13 protein-coding genes are annotated in these 18,755 nt (G+C 66.4%); 9 read left to right on the top strand and 4 right to left on the bottom strand.

All coding sequences use genetic code 11. The features are described 5' to 3' along the window. Positions 1 to 32: 32 nt before the first annotated feature. The 7 genes from EDF56_RS01980 to trxA all read left to right on the top strand — a co-directional run bounded on the left by EDF56_RS01980 (position 33) and on the right by trxA (position 11,475). Positions 33 to 2,399, top strand: coding sequence for a PAS domain-containing sensor histidine kinase (locus EDF56_RS01980; protein WP_132385051.1), 2,367 nt, complete (start codon positions 33 to 35; stop codon positions 2,397 to 2,399). Continuing rightward, complete coding sequence (tsaE, locus tag EDF56_RS01985; RefSeq protein WP_132385052.1) at positions 2,396 to 2,842, top strand: tRNA (adenosine(37)-N6)-threonylcarbamoyltransferase complex ATPase subunit type 1 TsaE; 447 nt, start codon at positions 2,396 to 2,398, stop codon at positions 2,840 to 2,842. Before EDF56_RS01980 ends, tsaE begins: the two co-directional genes overlap by 4 nt. After that, the gene (locus EDF56_RS01990) at positions 2,839 to 3,837 is read left to right on the top strand and encodes a phosphotransferase (RefSeq protein ID WP_207904598.1); all 999 of its coding nucleotides are present in this window, start codon (positions 2,839 to 2,841) and stop codon (positions 3,835 to 3,837) included. The genes tsaE and EDF56_RS01990 overlap by 4 nt, the downstream gene beginning before the upstream one ends. Further along, positions 3,834 to 4,559 carry a nucleotidyltransferase family protein gene (locus tag EDF56_RS01995; RefSeq protein ID WP_132385053.1) on the top strand — a complete coding sequence of 242 codons (726 nt, stop codon included), beginning with the start codon at positions 3,834 to 3,836 and terminating at the stop codon, positions 4,557 to 4,559. Before EDF56_RS01990 ends, EDF56_RS01995 begins: the two co-directional genes overlap by 4 nt. After that, complete coding sequence (gene addB, locus EDF56_RS02000; RefSeq protein ID WP_132385054.1) at positions 4,552 to 7,566, top strand: double-strand break repair protein AddB; 3,015 nt, start codon at positions 4,552 to 4,554, stop codon at positions 7,564 to 7,566. The genes EDF56_RS01995 and addB overlap by 8 nt, the downstream gene beginning before the upstream one ends. Then, positions 7,563 to 11,069, top strand: a complete 3,507-nt coding sequence (gene addA, locus EDF56_RS02005; RefSeq protein WP_132385055.1) for a double-strand break repair helicase AddA — start codon at positions 7,563 to 7,565, stop codon at positions 11,067 to 11,069. Before addB ends, addA begins: the two co-directional genes overlap by 4 nt. 85 nt (positions 11,070 to 11,154) lie before the next feature. Further along, positions 11,155 to 11,475, top strand: coding sequence for a thioredoxin (gene trxA / locus EDF56_RS02010; protein WP_132385056.1), 321 nt, complete (start codon positions 11,155 to 11,157; stop codon positions 11,473 to 11,475). 75 nt (positions 11,476 to 11,550) lie between these two features. Here the strand turns inward: trxA and EDF56_RS02015 are convergent, their stop codons facing one another. The 4 genes from EDF56_RS02015 to argJ form a co-directional block, all read right to left on the bottom strand. Beyond that, positions 11,551 to 12,561, bottom strand: a complete 1,011-nt coding sequence (locus EDF56_RS02015) for a hypothetical protein (protein WP_132385057.1) — start codon at positions 12,559 to 12,561, stop codon at positions 11,551 to 11,553. A 160-nt stretch (positions 12,562 to 12,721) separates the two neighbouring features. Continuing rightward, a complete protein-coding gene (locus EDF56_RS02020; protein WP_132385058.1) occupies positions 12,722 to 13,534 on the bottom strand; it encodes an inositol monophosphatase family protein in 813 nt (270 codons plus the stop codon). A gap of 24 nt (positions 13,535 to 13,558) precedes the next feature. Next, positions 13,559 to 14,197 carry a glutathione S-transferase family protein gene (locus EDF56_RS02025; protein ID WP_132385059.1) on the bottom strand — a complete coding sequence of 213 codons (639 nt, stop codon included), beginning with the start codon at positions 14,195 to 14,197 and terminating at the stop codon, positions 13,559 to 13,561. A gap of 2 nt (positions 14,198 to 14,199) precedes the next feature. Further along, positions 14,200 to 15,426: a bifunctional glutamate N-acetyltransferase/amino-acid acetyltransferase ArgJ gene (gene argJ / locus EDF56_RS02030; protein ID WP_132385060.1), complete on the bottom strand. Its 1,227-nt coding sequence runs from the start codon at positions 15,424 to 15,426 to the stop codon at positions 14,200 to 14,202. Positions 15,427 to 15,578: 152 nt separating this feature from the next. Between argJ and EDF56_RS02035 the strand changes: the two genes are divergently transcribed. Then, positions 15,579 to 15,857: a hypothetical protein gene (locus EDF56_RS02035; protein WP_132385061.1), complete on the top strand. Its 279-nt coding sequence runs from the start codon at positions 15,579 to 15,581 to the stop codon at positions 15,855 to 15,857. A 108-nt stretch (positions 15,858 to 15,965) separates the two neighbouring features. After that, a complete protein-coding gene (gene secA / locus EDF56_RS02040; protein ID WP_132385062.1) occupies positions 15,966 to 18,704 on the top strand; it encodes a preprotein translocase subunit SecA in 2,739 nt (912 codons plus the stop codon). Positions 18,705 to 18,755 lie beyond the last annotated feature (51 nt).

Genomic DNA, 18,755 nt, shown 5'->3' on the forward strand with positions numbered 1-18,755 from the left:
TTGTAGTTCCGGCGCATCATAGCCAAGGGCGAATGGACAAGGAACGCCTCGTACCCCTCATCGTCGGTCTGCTACTCGCTGCCTGGATGCTGGCGGCGGCATGGGCCGTGCTCTCCGCGAGAGGCCGCCAGAAACGCGCCGAGGCGCAGTTGCGCTCTGCCCGCAGGCTGGCCCGCATGGTCGAGGAATCGCCCGCGATCCCGCTGCTGGTCCGCTCCGACGGACGGATCGAGGCCAGCCCGCGCCTCGCGCAGTGGCTGGGCTTCGAGACGGTGCCGCAGTTTCTGACCGAACTCGACGGCGGCGACCGGGGGCTGCCGGCCGACAAAGTGGCCGAACTGACCGAGGCGGTGCGCCGCACGCAGAAGACCGCCACGCCGTTCCGCATGGTCGTGACCCCGCGTAATTCGTCGCGTTCGCTGGCGCTGCGCGGACATCTGGCCGATCCACAAGTTTCGCCCGGCGGCGCGGCCCTGGTGTGGGCCTTCGACTTTTCCGACAGCGAGGGCGAACTGAGCCGCCTGCGCGAGGAAGCCACACGCGCGCGCGGTGATTTTACCGCGCTCGTCTCGCTGATCGAGGCGGCGCCGATGCCGATGTGGTTCCGCCGTCCCGACGGCGAATTGCAACTGGTCAATTCCGCCTATGTCACCGCCGTCGGCGGGGAGAGCGCGCAGTCCGTGGTGGCCGCAGGCACCGAACTGGTCGAGATCGTCGACGGTGTGGGCCCCGCCCAAGTCGCGCGGGTGGCGGCGCAGAAGGGCGCGCCGATCCAGCGCATCGTCTCGACTACGATCAACGGCCAGCGCCGCGCCATGCGCGTGAGCGACCTGCCGCTGGGCGAGGACGGGGTTGCCGGCTATGCCGTCGACATCGAGGATCTGGAAGAGATGTCGCGCTCGTTCCGCGCGTTCCGCGATGCCCAGCGCGCGCTGCTCGACCAGCTTTCGGCCGGCGTCGCCCAGTTCGACGGGCGCAAGCGTCTCAGCTTCGCCAACCAGCCGTTCCAGCGCATTTTCAAGCTGACGCAGGGCGCCTTGCAGGATCCGCCGTTGTTCGAACGGCTGCTCGACGCCGCGCGCGATGCCGGACGCGTTCCCGAAGCGCGCGATTTTCCCGCCTGGCGGCGCGAGAAGGCGGCATGGTTCGCCTCCAGCGAAAGCCATGAGGAAGCGTGGACGCTGTCGGACGGTTCGCACTTGCGCATCGTTGCCCAGCCGCTGCCCGATGGCGGCCTGCTGCTGATTGCCGAGGATCGGACCGAGCAGCTTCGCCTCTCCGCCGTCCGCGATACCCTGCTGCGCACGCGCACCGCGACGTTCGACAGTCTGTTCGAATCGATTGCGGTCTTCGCGCCCGATGGCCGCATGCAGTTGTGGAATCGCCGTTTCGCTGCCGACTGGGGGCTGGAAAACGACTTCCTCGACACGCACCCGCATGTCGAGGCGCTGCTCAAGAAGATTGCCCCGCGCCTCAAGCGTCCGACCGAAGCCGAGACGGTCGGCAATGTCGTGCGCGCCGCCGCGCTCGACCGCGTGCAGAAGGGCGGCCGAACCGTGCTCGCCGATGGGCGCATGCTTGAATATGCGGGCGTGCCGCTGCCCGACGGCAATGGCCTGCTGGCGGTGCTCGACATTACCGACTCGCAGAAGGCCGAGGCGGCCCTGCGTGAAAGCAACGAGGCGCTGATTGAGGCAGACGCGATCAAGACGCGCTTCCTTGCCAAGATCAGCTACGAATTGCGCACCCCGCTCACTTCCATCGGCGGTTTTGCCGAACTGCTGGAAGCGGGCGTGGGCGGCTCACTCGATCCCGGTGGGCACGAATATGTCGCCGCGATCCTCGCTTCGGTTGACCAGCTTGGCGAGCATATCGACAGCCTGCTCGATCTCTCGCAGAGCGAGGCGGGGTTGCTACCGCTCAAGAAGGAGGAGATCGACCCGATGCCCTTCATCCGCGCGGTGGTGGAGGAGCGGGCGGCACGGCTCGAACGCGCCGGGCTGGTGCTGGACTTGCGCGCCGATGGCTTGCTGCGCCCATTCCAGGGCGACCGCCGCCGACTGGCGCGGGCGATCGGCCATCTGGTCGACAATGCCATCGCCGCCTCGCGGCGCGGCCAGCGCATTCTCGTGCAGATCGCGCGCCGCAAATCGGAGGGCGGAGACGGTGAGGACGTGCTCCAGATTCTCGTACAGGATCGCGGGCAGGGCATGGATGGCCGCAACCTTGCGCTCGCGCTCGACGGCATGAAGCAGAGCGCCGACGGCAAGACGGTGGAGCGTAGTCAGGGCCTTGGCCTGCCGCTCGCCCGCCAGCTTGTCGAGGCGCATGGCGGCGCGCTGCGGCTCGTTTCGGAGCGCGGGAAGGGGACGAGCGCCTTGGTGGAGCTGCCGGAATGAGAATCTCGCTTCCCGATCTCGCGGCGATGGACCGTTTCGGCCGCGCCATTGCCGATGTGCTGCGCGCCGACGACGTGGTGGCGCTGGAAGGTGGCCTTGGCGCGGGCAAGACCACGCTGGCCCGCGCGATCATCGCCGGGCTGGGGCACGAGGGCGACGTTCCCTCGCCCAGTTTCGCCATTGTCGAGGTCTACGATCCCCCCGCCGTGCGCCTGCCGCTGGTCCATGCGGACTTCTACCGGCTCAAGCATCCTTCCGAGGCAGAGGAGATCGGTCTCGACGATTATCGGCAGGGCGCCGCGCTGATCGCCGAGTGGCCGGATCATGCCGGCGGCTTCGCACATGAGCCGGGTTGCCTCTCGATTACGCTGGAAGTTGAGGAAGAGGGGCGGATCGCCATTGTCGAAGCCGGTGCGGATTGGGTAGGGCGAGTCCCGAAATGAGCACGATTCCCGCCAATCTCCCCGAGGGCCTCGAACCCTTCCTTGCCGATGCCGGATGGCACGGCGCCGCCGTAGAGCCGCTGGTCGGCGACGCTTCGTTCCGCCGTTACTTCCGCGTACGCGGGACGAACGGCGAATGCGCGATGCTGATGGACGCGCCGCCGCCCACCGAGGATCCGCAGCCCTTCCTGCGCGCCGCGCGCTGGCTTGACGCCAACGGCATGCGCCCGCCGCGCATCCTGGCCGAGCGGGCCGACCGTGGCCTCGTGCTGATGGAAGACTTCGGCGATGCGCGCATGCGCGATTACATCGACCAGTGGCCGGATGACGAGCGCGCGATCTACAAGGGCGCGGTCGATGCGCTGGTGCAGTTGCACCGACTGCCGGCCGGGCCGTTCCTCGACTATTCGATGAGCGAGTATCAGCGCGAGGTGCGGCTGTTCCTCGAATGGTATGGCCCGTCGCAGGGGCTGCAGCTCGATGCCGCCGGTTTCACCGCCGCGTGGGAGAGTGTGCTGGGCGAAATGCTGCCCCGCCAGCGCCCCGGCGTGACCGTGCTGCGCGATTATCATGCCGAGAATATCATGCTGCTCGGCGCGCTGGAAAAGCAGGGTCTGCTCGATTTTCAGGACGCGCTGGTCGGCCACCCGGCCTATGACCTCGTCTCGCTGCTGCAAGACGCGCGGCGCGATGTCTCGCCCGAGTTGGAGGCGGAGATGTTCGACCATTACCTGCGCGCGACCGGCGTCGATGGCGAGACCTTCCTGGCCGACTATGCCCGCCTCGGCGCGCAGCGGAACACCAAGATCGTGGGCATTTTCGTGCGCCTGTTCAAGCGTGACGGCAAGCCCCGCTATCTCGACCTGATTCCACGCGTCTGGGCGCAGCTTGAGCGCGATCTTGCCCATCCTGCGCTGGAGCCGGTGGCGCACTGGTTCGATGCCAATGTGCCGGACGAACTGCGCGTGACCAACGGCGGGAGCTTTGCGGTATGAACACCCTTCCGCTCGCCAGCGACACGGCGATGGTGCTTTCCGCCGGTCTCGGCAAGCGGATGCGGCCTCTTACCGCTACCCAGCCCAAGCCGCTGGTGCGCGTGGCGGGCAAATCGATGATCGACCATACGCTGGACAAGCTGGACGCGGCAGGCGTCACCAAGGTGGTGGTCAATGTCCACTATCTTGCCGACGCGCTGGAGGGGCATCTGAAGGTGCGCCGCAAGGGCCCGGCGATCACTGTTTCGGACGAGCGCGAGCAACTGCTCGAAACCGGCGGCGGCATGGTCAAGGCGGCACCGCTGCTGCCCGAGACGTTCTTCTGCCTCAACAGCGACAATATCTGGCTCGATGGCCCGGTCGATGTGTTCCACGAGCTTTCGCTTGGGTGGGACGAGGCGGCGATGGATGCGCTGCTGCTGATGGTGCCGCACCCGCGCGCGATGAACTACCGCGGCGAGGGCGATTTCCATCTCGATCCGGCGGGCCGTGTTAGCCGCCGCAAGCAAGGGCGCGTGGCGCCATTCATCTATTCGGGCATCCAGCTCGTGTCCAAGCGCCTGCTGCGCGATGCGCCGGAAGGGCCGTTCTCCACCAACCTGCTGTGGAGCCGCGCCATCGAGGAAGGCCGTCTTTTCGGCATCGTCCACACCGGCCTGTGGTTCGAAGTGGGCGAACCCGGGGCCATCAGGCCCACCGAGGAATGGCTGACCCGTGCCTGACAGGGCAGGGCCGAAAGTCTATTCGATTGCTGCCCATCGTGGTTTCGCCGATGCCCTCGTAGCTGGACTCGCGCCGCGCTACGGGCAGGGCGAGCTTGGCCTTGCCCGGCTGACCCTGCTGCTGCCCAGCCGCCGCGCGGTGCGCACCGTGACCGAGGCTTTCGTGCGCCATGCCGGTACGGTCGAAACGCCGGGCCTGCTGTTGCCGCGCATGGCGGTGGTCGGCGATCTCGATCTCGACGAGACGCTGGGGCCGCTGCTCGATCCGTTGGGCGCTGCCGAGATCGCACCCGCCGCCGACCCCACCCGCCGCTGGCTGCGCCTCGCCCATTACTTGCATGAGATCGAGGGCGATGCCGCCGGTAAAGGGGCGGCTTTGCTGCGTCGTGCCTGGGAAATCGGGCGCACCATGGATCGGCTGCTGGTCGAAGGGATTGCTCCCATCGACCTGATGAGCGAGCGCGTCATCGGTATTGTCGGCGAAATGGCCGGGCACTGGACCGACAATACGCGCACGTTCCTGAAGGTGCAGCAGTTCTGGCTGGCGGAACTGGCGACACGCGGTGAGATCGACGCGCCCGAGCGGCGCAACCAGTTGTTCGAGCATGCCGCGCGCGAATGGCGCGCCGCGCCGCCGCCGTTCCCGGTGGTCGCGGCGGGTGTCACCAGTGCCTCGCCCGCACTGGCCCGGTTGCTGCGCGTCGTCAGCGAATTGCCCGAAGGCAGCGTGGTGCTGCCGGACTTCGATCTCGCGCTGCCCGAGAACGTGTGGGACGAACTCGGCACTGCCGGACACCCTGTCGAGCCCGAAGATCCGCCGTTCGGCCCGAATGACGCGGTGACGCATCCGCAATATCATCTGAAACTGCTGCTCAATCGCATGGGCGTATCGCGCGGCGAAGTGGCGCCCTGGCACCGCTCCGGCCCCGGCGCCTCGGCCCCTTCGCGCAGCACGGTGATTTCCAACCTGTTCCTGCCGCCGCAGGCGTCGACACTCTGGGTGGACTTGCCGGTTGAACAGCGCCGCCTGCCGGGCGTGCGCCTGATGGAAAGCGCGCATCCCGAACAGGAAGCGCAGGCCATTGCGATTCTCGTGCGCGAGGCGCTGGAAGTGCCTGAGCGGCGCGTCGCGGTCATCACGCCCGATCGCGGTCTAGCCGCGCGCGTCGTGGCGCATCTTACGCGCTGGGGTATTGCGGCGGACGACACTGCGGGCTTGCCGCTGGCGCAGACGGCGGCGGGGCGGCTCATGCTGCTGCTCACCGAAGTCATGGCCGATCAGGCCGCGCCGGTGCCGCTGATAGCGTTGCTGGTCCATCCGCTCGCCGGTGCCGGAGAACGGCGCGCGCAGTGGCTGGAGAATGCGCGCAAGCTTGACCGCGCACTGCGCGGGCCGCGCCCCGGCGGCGGCCTTGCCGCGCTGGCGGGCATCGCCGCAGAGCGCAAACTGGACGACTGGTGGGCCGAAGTGGAGGCGGTGCTCATGCCGCTCTTTGCTCTGGAGACGGGTGACCCGCTGGAAACGATGCTTGGCCGCCTTGCCGATGCAGCGGAAATGCTGTGCGGCGAGGCGATCTGGTCCGGTCCCGACGGCCGCGCGCTGAGCGCCATGGTCGAGGATCTGCGCGCCGCTGCCGCCTCTGCCGGCACGCTGTTCGACCCGCGCGAGCTTCACGCCATGCTGCGCGACGTGATGGACCGCGCGGCGGTGCGCCCGCCGTGGGGCGGCCATCCGCGCGTTTCGATTTACGGCTTGCTCGAAGCGCGCATGAGCCGCGCCGATCTCGTCATCTGCGGCGGTCTGGTCGAAGGCGTCTGGCCTGCGAGCCCCTCGCAGGACGCGCTACTGCCGCCCGCCGTGCTGCGCGCTCTTGGCGTGCCGGGGGCTGACTTCCGCATCGGCCTTGCCGCGCACGATCTGGCGGCGGCGCTTGGCGCGCCCGAGGTGCTGCTGAGTTGGTCGCTGCGCGATGCCGGAGGGCCGGTGATCCCGTCGCGCTTCGTGCTGCGCGTCAAGGCGCTGCTGGGCGAGCAGGCCGAGCGCCATGTCGAGAGCGAGGCGCTGCGCCTTGCGCGCATGATCGACGATGCTGCACCGGTACCGCCGCACCCGCGCCCGCAGCCGATGCCGGGCGCCGACCAGCGCCGCGTTGACCTTTCAGTGACCGGGCTCGACCGGCTGCGCGGCGATCCATACGAGTTCTACGCCAATGCCGTGCTGGGCCTTTCGCGGCTCGATGCGCTCGATGCGGAGCCAAGCGCGGCCTGGAAGGGCGAAGTCGCCCACCTTGTCATGGAGCGTTGGCACAAGGCGGGCGAACCGGTGAACGAACTCCACGCCATTGCCCGGCAAGTGCTGGCCGAGAAGAACGCGCATCCGCTGATGCGCGCGCTCTGGTGGCCGCGTCTGTCCGCAGCATTGGATACGTTCCGCGACATGGTGCTTGCCCACAAGACCCACGGCCGCCGCGTCATCGCCACCGAGGCGCGGGGCGAAATGCGCTACCGCGACATCCGCATCCACGGCCGCGCGGACCGGCTTGACCGGTTGGCCGACGGGAAGCTGGGCGTTGTGGACTACAAGACCGGCTCGCCGCCTTCGACGCGCCGCGTGGAGGAAGGTTTCGCGCTCCAACTGGGTCTTGTTGCGATGATTGCCGAGGCGGGCGGGTTCAAGGACCTTCAGGACCTCACGATCCGGGGCGAAGCGGAAGCGTTCGAATACTGGTCGATGGCCAAGAGCAAGGACACCATCGGCTACACCACCACGCCGCTCAAGGAAGCCGGCAAGCGCTCCGGCATCGCGCCGGACGAGTTCATGCCGAGGACCGAGGATTTCCTGAACGACGCGCTGGATCGCTGGATCCTGGGCACCGAACCGTTCACGGCGCGGCTCAATCCCGAACTCGGCTCCTATGCCGATTATGACCAGCTTATGCGGCTCGACGAGTGGATCACATCGCTGGGAAGTCGTCCCGCATCGGGAACTGAGGGAGAGGGCGCATGAGCGGTCCCGCCGCCGTCCATCCGCTTCACGGCAACCAGATGCGCGCCGTGGACCCGCGCGACAGCGTATGGCTGTCCGCATCGGCGGGCACCGGCAAGACGCAAGTGCTGTCCTCGCGCGTGCTGCGGCTTTTGCTGCAAGAGGGCGTCTCGCCGTCGCAAGTGCTGTGCCTGACGTTCACCAAGGCGGGCGCGACGGAAATGGCCGCGCGTATCAACGGCACTTTGGCCGAGTGGGTGCGGCTGGAGGAAACCCAGCTATTCTTGAGGCTTGAAGCCATCGGCGCGCCGACCGACCGCGAGACGATGAGCCGCGCGCGCACGCTGTTCGCGGCCGTGCTCGACTGTCCCGGCGGGGGGCTGCGGATCGATACCATTCACGCCTTTTCGCAGTGGCTGCTGGCGACCTTCCCGCTCGAAGCGGGCCTCGTTCCCGGCACGCGGCCGATGGAAGACCGCGAGCGGACGCTGCTGGCGCGTCAGGTCCTGTCCGATCTGCTGGTGGAGGCAGAGGAAACACCGTTCGGCGATCCGCAATTGCTGCAAGCCATTGCCGCATTCTCGCTGCGGCACGGGCCGGATTCGGTGATGGACTTCCTGCTGCGCTGCGCCTCCGCGCGTGAGGCGTGGTTCGGTCCGGGATCGTGGCAGGCGGGCGACATGCGCGACCACGTGCTGCGCCTGCTTGGCCTGCCCGGCGATGCCAGTGAGGACATGCTGGCGGCGATGTGTACGGATGAGGCGTTCGACGTGCGCTCGCTGCGGCGTTGCTGCGAAGTGCTCGCCGAGTGGAACACCGGCACTGCCCACAAGGCGACCGACGTGCTGGTGCCATGGCTCATGCTCTCACCCGCGCGCAGGGCGGAGCAGGTGGAGGACGTCTACGGCGCGCTCTTCACCAAGGACGACGCAGTTCGCAGCGCCAAGAACCTCGCGAAGTTCGAACCGGATTACCAGGGCTATGCGATCCGCGTCGGCGAATGCCTTGGCCGCATCCGTGAGGTGAAAGCGCTGCTGGGCCTTGCCGAAAGACTTGTGCCCGCGCTGCGGCTTGGCCGCGCTTTCGCCATTGCCTGGGACGAGGCCAAGCAGCGCGAAGGCCTGATCGATTTCGACGACCAGATCCGCCGCGCCGCCGACCTGCTGCGCGGGCAGGCGTCGGCCGACTGGATCCGCTACAAGCTGGACCGCCGCTTCGACCACATCCTTGTCGACGAGGCGCAGGACACCAATGCCGCGCAGTGGGACATCGTCTTCGCCATGGCGGAAGAGTTCTGGGCGGGCCTTGGCCAGCACGAAGAACGCTATGTGGAAACGATGCGCACGCTCTTCGTGGTGGGTGACTACAAGCAGGCGATCTTCCGCTTTCAGGGCACCAGCCCGGAGAACTTCCGCCGCGCCGCTGACCGCGTGCGCGGCCTGATGGAGGATGCGGCGGGCAATGCCGAAATGCTGCGCAGCAGGTTCGCGCCGCGCCGGCTTGTCGAATTGGGGCTAGATCGCAGCTTCCGCACCGCGCAGCACGTACTGGACTTCGTGGACGAGGCGATCGGCGGCATCGGCCATGCCAGTTTCGGCCTCGACCGTCCTGCCGAGCGCCATGTCGGGCAGGAACGCCCGGGCTATGTCGCGCTCTGGCAGCCGGTCGCGGAAGAATTCGACGAGGAAGAGCCGCTCGAAACCGACGACAATGACGGCGCGCAGCCCAACTGGCTCTCGCGTCCGGACCGGCAGATGGCCGAGCGGATCGCGCAGCAGGTCAAGGCGTGGCTGGACCCCAGCGGTCCCGGCTTCGCGCTGCACAAGGGCAAGCCGCGTCGTGCCGGCGCGGGCGACATCATGGTGCTGGTGCGTCAGCGCAAGGAACTGGCGGGCCTGATCGTTGCACGGCTCCATGCTGCGGGTGTGCCGGTCGCGGGCGTCGACCGCTTGCGCCTTGGCGCGCCGCTGGCGGTCAAGGACCTGATCGCGGCGCTGCGCTTCGCAGTGCAACCGCTTGACGACCTGACGCTCGCCAGCCTGCTGGTCTCGCCGCTGGTGGGCTGGAGTCAGGCGCAATTGCTTCGCTTCGGTCACCGCGAAAAGCGCGTGCGGCTCTGGGACCATTTGCGCACGCAATCCGGCCCCGAAATCGGCGTGGTCATGCAGCAATTGGGCGAGCTGCTGGCTCGGGCCGACTATGCGCCGCCTCAGGCGATGCTGCACTGGTTGCTGGTGGGGCCGTGGCAGGCACGACGCAAGCTGGTGGCGCGGCTCGGCAGCGAGGCCAACGATCCGATCGATGAACTGATCAACGCCGCGCAGGCCTATGTCATGACCGATACGCCGAGCCTTGCGGGCTTCCTCGCATGGTTCGATGCGGGGGACGGGGAACTGAAGCGCGAGGCGGATGCGGCGCAGGGCCTTGTCCGCGTGATGACCGCGCATGGCTCGAAGGGTTTGCAGGCGCCCATCGTCATCCTCGCCGATGCCACCGGTAATCCCGAGGCGGCGCGCGAACGCGGTTTCGAACTCACGGACCCGCGCGAGACGCGCCGCAAGGTGCCGCTGCCGCCGCTCTCCAAGGACGAGAAAGTCGGCCGCATCGCCGCGCAGATCGCCGAAAACCGTGAGGGGGACGAACAGGAGCACTGGCGCCTGCTTTACGTCGCCATGACCCGCGCCGAGGAAGCGCTGTTCGTCGGCGGCGCGCTGGGCAAGCGCGACAAGGACGGACCGGCCGAGAAGAGCTGGTACGCGCGGCTGCGTACGCTGTTCCCGGATGGCGCGGAGGCGCCGGACGCGATCTGGGGCAGCCGTTGTGATTATGGCGCGCTGCCGGAACCACTGCCGCCGGAAGTCCGCTCGGTCGAACTGCCGCTGCGCGAGCCGCTGCCGCGCTGGCTCGAACGCGCACCGCCTGCCGAACCGCGCCCGCCGCGCCCGCTCGCGCCGTCTGCGCTGGGTGAGGAGGATGCGCCCGATCCGCCGTTCCCGCCGGGCGCCGGCCGCGATGCCCTGCGGCGCGGTACGCTGGTGCACAAGCTGCTCGAACGCCTGCCGCAAGTGGCGGCGGACATGCGCGAGGAAGCGGGCTGGCAATGGCTCGCCCGCAATGCCGCCGATCTCGACGAGGCCGCGCGCGAGGCGATGCTGGCAAGTGCACTCGCGGTGGTTCACGAACCTGCCTGGGCCGAGCTGTTCGGCCCCGGAAGTCTGGCCGAAGTGCCGGTGGCTGCCGTTGTTGGCGGACAAGTGGTGGCGGGCACGATCGACCGTCTGGTCGTCGAGCCGGGCCGCGTTCGCCTTGTCGACTACAAGACCGCGCGCCGTCCGCCCGAACGTCTGGAGCAAGTGCCGAAGGGCGTCCTGCGCCAGATGGCGGCATACGCCGCTGCGCTGGAAGTGGCGTTTCCGGGCCGGATAGTGGAGGTGGCCTTGCTCTATACCTCGGTCCCGCGCCTGATCGCGGTTCCGGGCGAAGTGCTGGAGGCGCACAAGCCGGACTTTGCACAGGTCCAGTAAAGCTATGTGGGCAGGGGCGTTGCCACGCAACAAATCCTCCCTAGATTGCGTTCAACCCGAAATACCCCCCGAGGAGTTCAAGTTCATGGCGACTATTGCCGTTACCGATGCCAGCTTCGAAGACGACGTCCTGAAGTCGGACAAGCCGGTTCTCGTCGATTTCTGGGCGGACTGGTGCGGCCCGTGCAAGATGATCGGCCCCGCGCTGGAGGAAATCAGCGAGGAACTGGCTGGCAAGGTGACCATCGCGAAGATGGACATCATGGCCAACACCGACATCCCCGGCCAGATCGGCGTGAAGTCGATCCCGCTCATGGTGCTGTTCAAGGACGGCCAGCCGGTCGCCCAGAAGCTCGGCGCCGCGCCCAAGAGTGCGCTGAAGGGCTGGATCGAAGGCGAGCTCTGAGCCTCGCCACGCTCGAACTTATCCCCGAGCAGCAAGCAAGAAAAACCCCTTCCGCCGCGAGGCGGGAGGGGTTTTCTATTTGGCGGGCAGTGGTCGCGCTTCTGCGGCCCCGGCCAAGATCAGGTCGGCATGAGGCAAATGCTCCAGAGCGAGCCGTTTCCATAAGGGATGGTTGGCGATGCTGCCGCACAAGTCCGCCCAGAATGCCTCTTCCCCGTTGGACGGATTTCCATTCTTCGCCCTGTTTTCGGGCCAAGCGAGATGAAGCAGTTCCCGCGCCAGATCGGAATGTCCCGAAAGCGCGAGATTGGCGAGCGTCTGCACGGTAACCGGCGTGCCCAGGGCGGATTCTTGCCGCGGATAGAGGGGATAAGCCGGATCTTTGTCTTGCGCCCAGCCACGCAATTCCCCCTGAATTGCGGTCAGGCGGGACGCCAATTCGCGGCGGGATGGCGGAGGATCGGTCATGACGGCAGGATCGAGCGCGAAATCCCCGCCTTGCTCATCTTCTGCCCAGCGGACCGGCAGCATGACGATGGCTGGGGCGGCATGGGGCGCGCCATTGAAGTACTCGATGTCGAACGGCAGCGCGAAGCGGGGCGAATCTCGATCGGTTCTGACGACCACGCTGTCCATGCGTTCGCCGCTCAGTTTCCGGATCGTGAGCCGCTGGTCGAACCCGACAACGAAAAGATCGCCTTCGCCCCCGGACCCACCGGAATCTCCCAGGACGACGACGCTGGGCGTAGTGTCGGGTGAGCGCGAGGCCCAGAGCAACTTTACGTCCATGTAGCCGGCGCCCAGTGGCGTGGCTTGCGCGCCTTGGGTGACTTCGACGGCGCGGCAATAGTCGTCGCTATCGCCGTCGGACGGGCAAGGTGCAACGACGATAGCATCGTTGCCTCGCTGCCAGATGGCGCCAAGCTGCTGCGGTGCGGCTTGGGCCGAGGGCACGAGTAACACAAAACTTGCGAGGAAAATGAGTGAGATACGCACGGATGGACGACTCCGAATGTCGGTGCCGATGTCATCCGGTTGTGATTTCAGGTCAATGGCAGGTTTTCCTACATCGCGAAGATCTGCCAAGGTTGCGGATATTTGGGATCTTTGAAATCGTCGGAAACGTGCGGGATTTTTGGCGGCATAAGGTGACGGTCGGGAGCGGAAGGTGACACCTTTGCACAAGGTGACACCTTTCACTCAGGACCGTGTCAACTGTGTCAACCGGAGCGTCACCTTGTGAACGTCAGTCTTCCAGCGCGGCAAGGCGCGTGGCGAGGCCTTCGAACAGGGCGGGGCTGGAGGCGCCGATGAGGCCTTTCTTCTCGAACTCGTCCACGCGGTAGGGGCTGCCGTCCGGCCGGGCCGCCATGCCGCCAGCTTCGTTGAGGAACAGGGCGCCCGCCGCATGGTCCCACGGCAGGGTGCGTTCGAAGATCGCCACGTCGTTCTGGCCAAGCGCGAGGCGGGGATATTGCTCGGCGGCGCAGCGGGGGATGTCGACGAGGCGGTAGTGCGGGGCGACTTCGGTGCGGATGCGTTCGCGTCGCGATTCCTCGGTGAAGATCAGCGAGATCGCGGCGACGGGCGGCACTTCCCCGGTGGCACGGGCGGTGAGGCGTTCGCGGTCCACCCAGGCACCGCCGCCCGCAGAGGCGTGGCAGAAGCGGCCGGTGAGGCAGTCGAGAATCCAGCCGCCCAGCGTCTCGCCCTTGTCGGCAAGGGCAATCAGCATGCCGAACGGGGCCTTGCCCGAGGCGAAATTGTTGGTGCCGTCCAGCGGATCGACGATCCAGCAGAGCCGGTCCTTGAGCTTCAGCAGCTCGTCTTCGTTGGCGAAGGTCGCTTCCTCACCCACCACGGCGGCATCGGGGAGCAGGGCGGTGAGGCGCTCGGCAAGGATCGCCTCGCTCTCGCGGTCGGCCACGGTCACGACGTCGTTCACCGCCTTGCTGACGATCTGCTCGGCCGAGAGCGACTGGTAGTGCGGCAGGATCACATCGCGCGTGACCTCGCGCATGATCGTTTCGACCGCGGTATTGAGCGTGGAGGTGATCATGCGGGAGGCCTTTGGATGGGAGGGTCAGGTGAGCGGGATCATGACCTGCTGGCCATATCCGGGCCGCTCGTGAAGGCGGGCGTACCAGTCGGCCAGCGCGGGAAACTCGGGCCGGTCCAGTTCGAACTGGTCGAACGGCAGCGAGAACCACGTATAGGCATAGACGCCCATGGGAATGTCGCCGATCCCGAACTGGCCGCCGGAAAGCCAGGGCTTCTCGGAAAGGTAGCGTTCCAGCACGGTCAGGTGCGCGGCGCAGGTCTTGGTGTCACGCTCGATTGCGGCCATGTCCCACTGCTCGCGCGGAGTGCGGGCCATGGCGAGGAACGGCACGCGCTGGGCCTCGGCATAAGTGATCTGCCAATCCATCCAGCGGTCGGCGAGAGCGCGGTCGATGGGATCGTGCAGGAACCAGCGCTCACCGCCGTATTCGGCCGCCATGTAGCGCAGGATCGCGTTCGATTCCCAGAGAGTGAGCTTGCCGTCCTCGATCATCGGCACCAGCCGGTTCGGGTTCTTGGCGAGGTACTCGTCGGTATAGCCGAACTTGCCGCCGATATCGTGACGGACGTAGTTCAGTGCCAGTTCCTCGGCGAACCAGGCGACTTTCTTGACGTTGTGGGAGTTGAGGCGACCCCAGATGGTGAATTGCGGACCGGCCACCGTCAGCTCCTGTAGTCGGCGTTGATCGAGATGTAGCCGTGCGTCAGATCGCAGGTCCACACGATGGCGGCGCCTTCGCCAAGGCCGAGGTCGACCTGGATGGTCACGTCCTGCCCCTTGAGGTGCGCTGCGATGGGGGCTTCGTCGTAATCGGCAAGTGGCAGGCCCTCGCGTGCGGCCCAGATGCCGCCGAAGCCGATGGAGAGCTTGTCGCGGTCGGCCGGTTCGCCCGCCTTGCCCACGGCCATGACGACGCGGCCCCAGTTGGCGTCCTCGCCGGCGATGGCGGTCTTCACCAGCGGCGAGTTGGCGATGGCCATGCCGACCTTACGGGCGCTCTCGTCCGAGACGGCGCCGGAAACGGCCACTTCGATGAACTTCTGCGCGCCTTCGCCGTCGCGCACGACGAGGTGGGCCAACTGGCGGCAGACGTCATGGATCGCGGCGGCAAAGGCGTGGGCGCCGGGCGAGGCGATGGAGGACAGCGGTGCGTTGCCCGCTTTGCTGGTGGCGAAGGCCAGTACGGTGTCGCTGGTGGACGTATCCGAATCGACAGTGATGCAGGAGAACGTGCGGAAGTTGGCGGCGGAGAGGCACTCCTGAAGGAAGGCAGGCTCCACGGCGGCATCGGTGAAGATGTAGCCGAGCATCGTCGCCATGTCCGGCGCGATCATGCCCGAGCCTTTGATGACGGCAGCGATGGTCACCTTGGTGTCGCCGATCATCGCCGTGGCCGTCGCACCCTTGGCGAACGTGTCGGTGGTGGAGATGGTGTTTGCGACGTCTTCCCACGAGCACGGCTCGGCGGTGAGGGCCTTCTCCACGCCTTCGCGGGCCTTGTCCTTGGGCAGCGGCACGCCGATCACGCCGGTCGAAGAGACGAAGACCTGTTCGCGCGGGCAACCCACGTGGGCAGCAACCTGATCCATGATCTGTTCCACCGCCTCGCGGCCGCGATAGCCGGTGAAGGCGTTGGAATTGCCGGCATTGACCACCAGAGCGCGGGCGAGGCCCTGCTTCACGTTGTCACGCCCCAGTTCGACTTCGCTGGAGCAGCACAGGTTCCGGGTGAACACCCCTGCGACGGACGTGCCTTCGTCCAGCTCCACATACGTCAGGTCGCATCGGCCCCAGTCTTTGTACCCGGCACGCACGATATGCGGCGTCACGCCGGCGATCGGCGGCATCTCGGGGAAGGGCGAGGCGAGCGGGGAGGTGGGATAGGCCATGGGCAAAGCGACTAGCGCGTGCGTGTGACAGGTCAAGAGTCGCTGCAATCTCAGGTTGCAAAGCAAGCCCGGCGGCGATCTTCCGTGCGGAAATTCGGGCGCGGTGCTCTCCGTTGTGGACACCGGCGAAAGCGCCCCCTATCTGATCCGCCATGGCAAATCGCCTGCTCCTTACCCTGCTGGCCCTGTTGACGGGCCTTGCCGCACAGATCGGCCCTGTCGATGCGCGTGCGTCACAGGTGGCCAGCCTGCAAGTGGTGCTGGGCGAGGCGGCCGTTGCCGCCAAGGCGCCGCGCGCGCCGGTTGCTCTGGCGCAGCTGCCCGAACCGGGCCTGCGCAACACGCGCCGCCATGCTCCCTCGCTCGTTGCGGTGTCGGATTCGCTGGCGGTGCCCACTGTCCTGACCGGGATAGACCGCGCGCGCGAGTAAGCGCACGCGCCATTCGCAGCTTCGCGAAAACCTTTCACGCGTCCCGCGACTGGCGGAGGCGCGCAATTCCGACATTCACGAACAGCATGTAAAACAGGGATTTCCGCCATGTTCGGCGCACTCGCCAAGTCCATTTTCGGCTCGTCCAACGACCGCTACGTCAAGTCGCTCGACAAGATCGTCTCGCAAATCAACGCTTTCGAATCCGTTCTGGAGGCGATGAGCGACGATGAACTGGCCGCCCAGACGCCGAAGTTCCGTCACTTGCTGTCCGAGGGCAAGACGCTCGACGACCTGCTGCCCGAAGCTTTCGCCACCGTGCGCGAGGCGTCGAAGCGCGTCTTCGGCATGCGCCACTTCGATGTGCAGCTGATCGGCGGCATCGTGCTCCATCGCGGCGAGATCGCCGAGATGCGCACCGGTGAAGGCAAGACGCTCGTCGCCACCACCGCGACCTACCTCAACGCGCTTGAGGGCAAGGGCGTTCACATCGTTACGGTCAACGACTACCTCGCTCGCCGCGACGCCGAGCAGATGGGCCGCGTCCACGGTTTCCTGGGCCTCACGGTCGGCGTGATCGTGCCCAACCTCGACGAATTCGAGCGCCGCGCGGCCTATGGCGCCGACATCACGTACGGCACCAACAACGAATTCGGCTTCGACTACCTGCGCGATAACATGAAGCACGAGCGCGGCCAGATGGTGCAGCGCCCCTTCAACTTCGCCATCGTCGACGAAGTCGACTCGATCCTGATCGACGAGGCGCGCACGCCGCTCATCATCTCGGGCCCCACCGACGACAAGTCGGAACTCTACATCGCCGTCGACGCGATCGTGAAGCAGCTGGTCCCCGAGGACTATGAGGCTGACGAGAAGACCAAGAACATCACGCTGACCGAGGACGGCGTCGAGAAGGCCGAGCGCATTCTCGAAACCGCCGGGCTGCTGGTCGGCTCGAACCTCTATGACGTTGAGAACACGCAGGTGGTCCACCACCTCGACCAGAGCCTCAAGGCCGTGGTCATGTTCAAGCGCGACACCGATTACATCGTCAAGGACGGCAAGGTCGTCATCATCGACGAGTTTACCGGGCGCATGATGGATGGCCGCCGCTGGTCGAACGGCCTGCACCAGGCGGTCGAGGCCAAGGAAGGCGTGAAGATCGAGCCCGAGAACCAGACGCTGGCCTCGATTACCTTCCAGAACTATTTCCGCATGTACCCGAAGCTTTCGGGCATGACCGGCACCGCCGCCACCGAGGCTGCCGAGTTCTACGACATCTACAAGATGAACGTCGTCACCATTCCCACGAACGTGCCGGTCCAGCGCGTCGACGAGGAAGACGAGTTCTACAAGAATACGCATGACAAGTTTGGCGCCATCGCCAAGCTGATCCGCGAGAAGAACGAGATCGGCCAGCCGGTGCTGGTGGGTACCGTTTCGATCGAGAAGTCGGAACTGCTGTCGGACTTCCTCAACAAGGAAGGCGTCAAGCACTCGGTGCTGAACGCCCGCTTCCACGAGATGGAAGCGCATATCGTGGCGCAGGCGGGCAGCCTCGGCGCCGTGACCATCGCGACCAACATGGCCGGTCGCGGCACCGACATCCAATTGGGCGGCAACGTCGAATTCCGCGTTGAGGACGAGCTGAGCGAAATGGCCGAAGGGCCGGAGCGCGATGCCGCCATCGCCAAGATCAAGGAAGAGGTTGCCGAACAGAAGCGTCTCGTCCTCGCGGCGGGCGGTCTCTGCGTCATCGGCACCGAGCGCCACGAAAGCCGCCGCATCGACAACCAGCTGCGCGGCCGTTCGGGCCGTCAGGGCGACCCGGGCCTTTCGAAGTTCTACCTCTGCCTGGAGGATGACCTGCTGCGCATCTTCGGGCCGGACACGCTGTTCGCCAAGATGATGAACAGCAATCTTGCCGATGGCGAGGCGATCGGCTCCAAGTGGCTGTCCAAGGCCATCGAGACCGCGCAGAAGAAGGTCGAGGCGCGCAACTACGAAGTGCGCAAGCAGGTCGTCGAATACGACGACGTGATGAACGACCAGCGCAAGGTGATTTACGAGCAGCGCTCGGACATCATGGATGCCGATACGGTCGACGATGTCGTGATCGACATGCGCAATGACACCGTCAACGCGATCGTCGCCGATACCTGCCCGCAGGGTTCCTATCCCGAGCACTGGAACGTCGATGTGCTCAAGGCCAAGGCGAGCGAGATCCTGTCGCTCGACGTGCCGATCGAGGCCTGGATCGACGAGGACGGCATCGACCCCGAACTGGTCGAAGAGCGCATCGCGGCCATGGCCGAAGCGCAGATGTCTGAGAAGATGTCGCGCGACGATCCGGCGATCTGGCGTCAGGTCGAAAAGTCGATCCTGCTCGACCGGATCGACCATTACTGGAAGGAACACCTCTCCACGCTCGACGCGCTGCGTCAGGTGGTGTTCCTGCGCGCCTATGCCCAGAAGACGCCGATCAACGAGTACAAGACCGAGGCGTTCGGCCTGTTCGAGCGCATGCTGGAAACGATCCGCGAGGACGTGACGCGCATTCTTTCGGTCAGCCAGATCCAGATCCCGGAGCCGGTGCAACTTCCCGAGCTTCCGGACTTCCTGACCGGCCACATCGATCCGCTGACCGGCATCGACAATTCGCGCGATGGCGACGGTTCGGCGCTGATGCCCGAACTGTTCGGCTCGCTGGCGGGCAGCCCGCAGGCGGGTGTCGGCCCCGGTGCCTCGGGCGAGAATCCCTATGCGGACCTGCCGATCAGCCGCAACGCCCCGTGCCCCTGTGGTTCGGGCAACAAGTACAAGCACTGCCACGGCGCGCTCGCCTGACGCACATGGAAATGGCGGTCGCTGCAACTCTGCAACGACCGCCATCGCTGG

This window comes from Novosphingobium sp. PhB165 (genome assembly GCF_004341845.1).
In the GTDB taxonomy this organism is placed as follows: domain Bacteria; phylum Pseudomonadota; class Alphaproteobacteria; order Sphingomonadales; family Sphingomonadaceae; genus Novosphingobium.

Coding starts and splice junctions, on each gene's coding strand:
- EDF56_RS01980 (WP_132385051.1), top strand. CDS start 33: ATGGACAAGGAACGCCTCGTACCCCTCATCGTCGGTCTGCTACTCGCT.
- tsaE (WP_132385052.1), top strand. CDS start 2,396: ATGAGAATCTCGCTTCCCGATCTCGCGGCGATGGACCGTTTCGGCCGC.
- EDF56_RS01990 (WP_207904598.1), top strand. CDS start 2,839: ATGAGCACGATTCCCGCCAATCTCCCCGAGGGCCTCGAACCCTTCCTT.
- EDF56_RS01995 (WP_132385053.1), top strand. CDS start 3,834: ATGAACACCCTTCCGCTCGCCAGCGACACGGCGATGGTGCTTTCCGCC.
- addA (WP_132385055.1), top strand. CDS start 7,563: ATGAGCGGTCCCGCCGCCGTCCATCCGCTTCACGGCAACCAGATGCGC.
- trxA (WP_132385056.1), top strand. CDS start 11,155: ATGGCGACTATTGCCGTTACCGATGCCAGCTTCGAAGACGACGTCCTG.
- EDF56_RS02020 (WP_132385058.1), bottom strand. CDS start 13,534: ATGATCACCTCCACGCTCAATACCGCGGTCGAAACGATCATGCGCGAG.
- argJ (WP_132385060.1), bottom strand. CDS start 15,426: ATGGCCTATCCCACCTCCCCGCTCGCCTCGCCCTTCCCCGAGATGCCG.
- EDF56_RS02035 (WP_132385061.1), top strand. CDS start 15,579: ATGGCAAATCGCCTGCTCCTTACCCTGCTGGCCCTGTTGACGGGCCTT.
- secA (WP_132385062.1), top strand. CDS start 15,966: ATGTTCGGCGCACTCGCCAAGTCCATTTTCGGCTCGTCCAACGACCGC.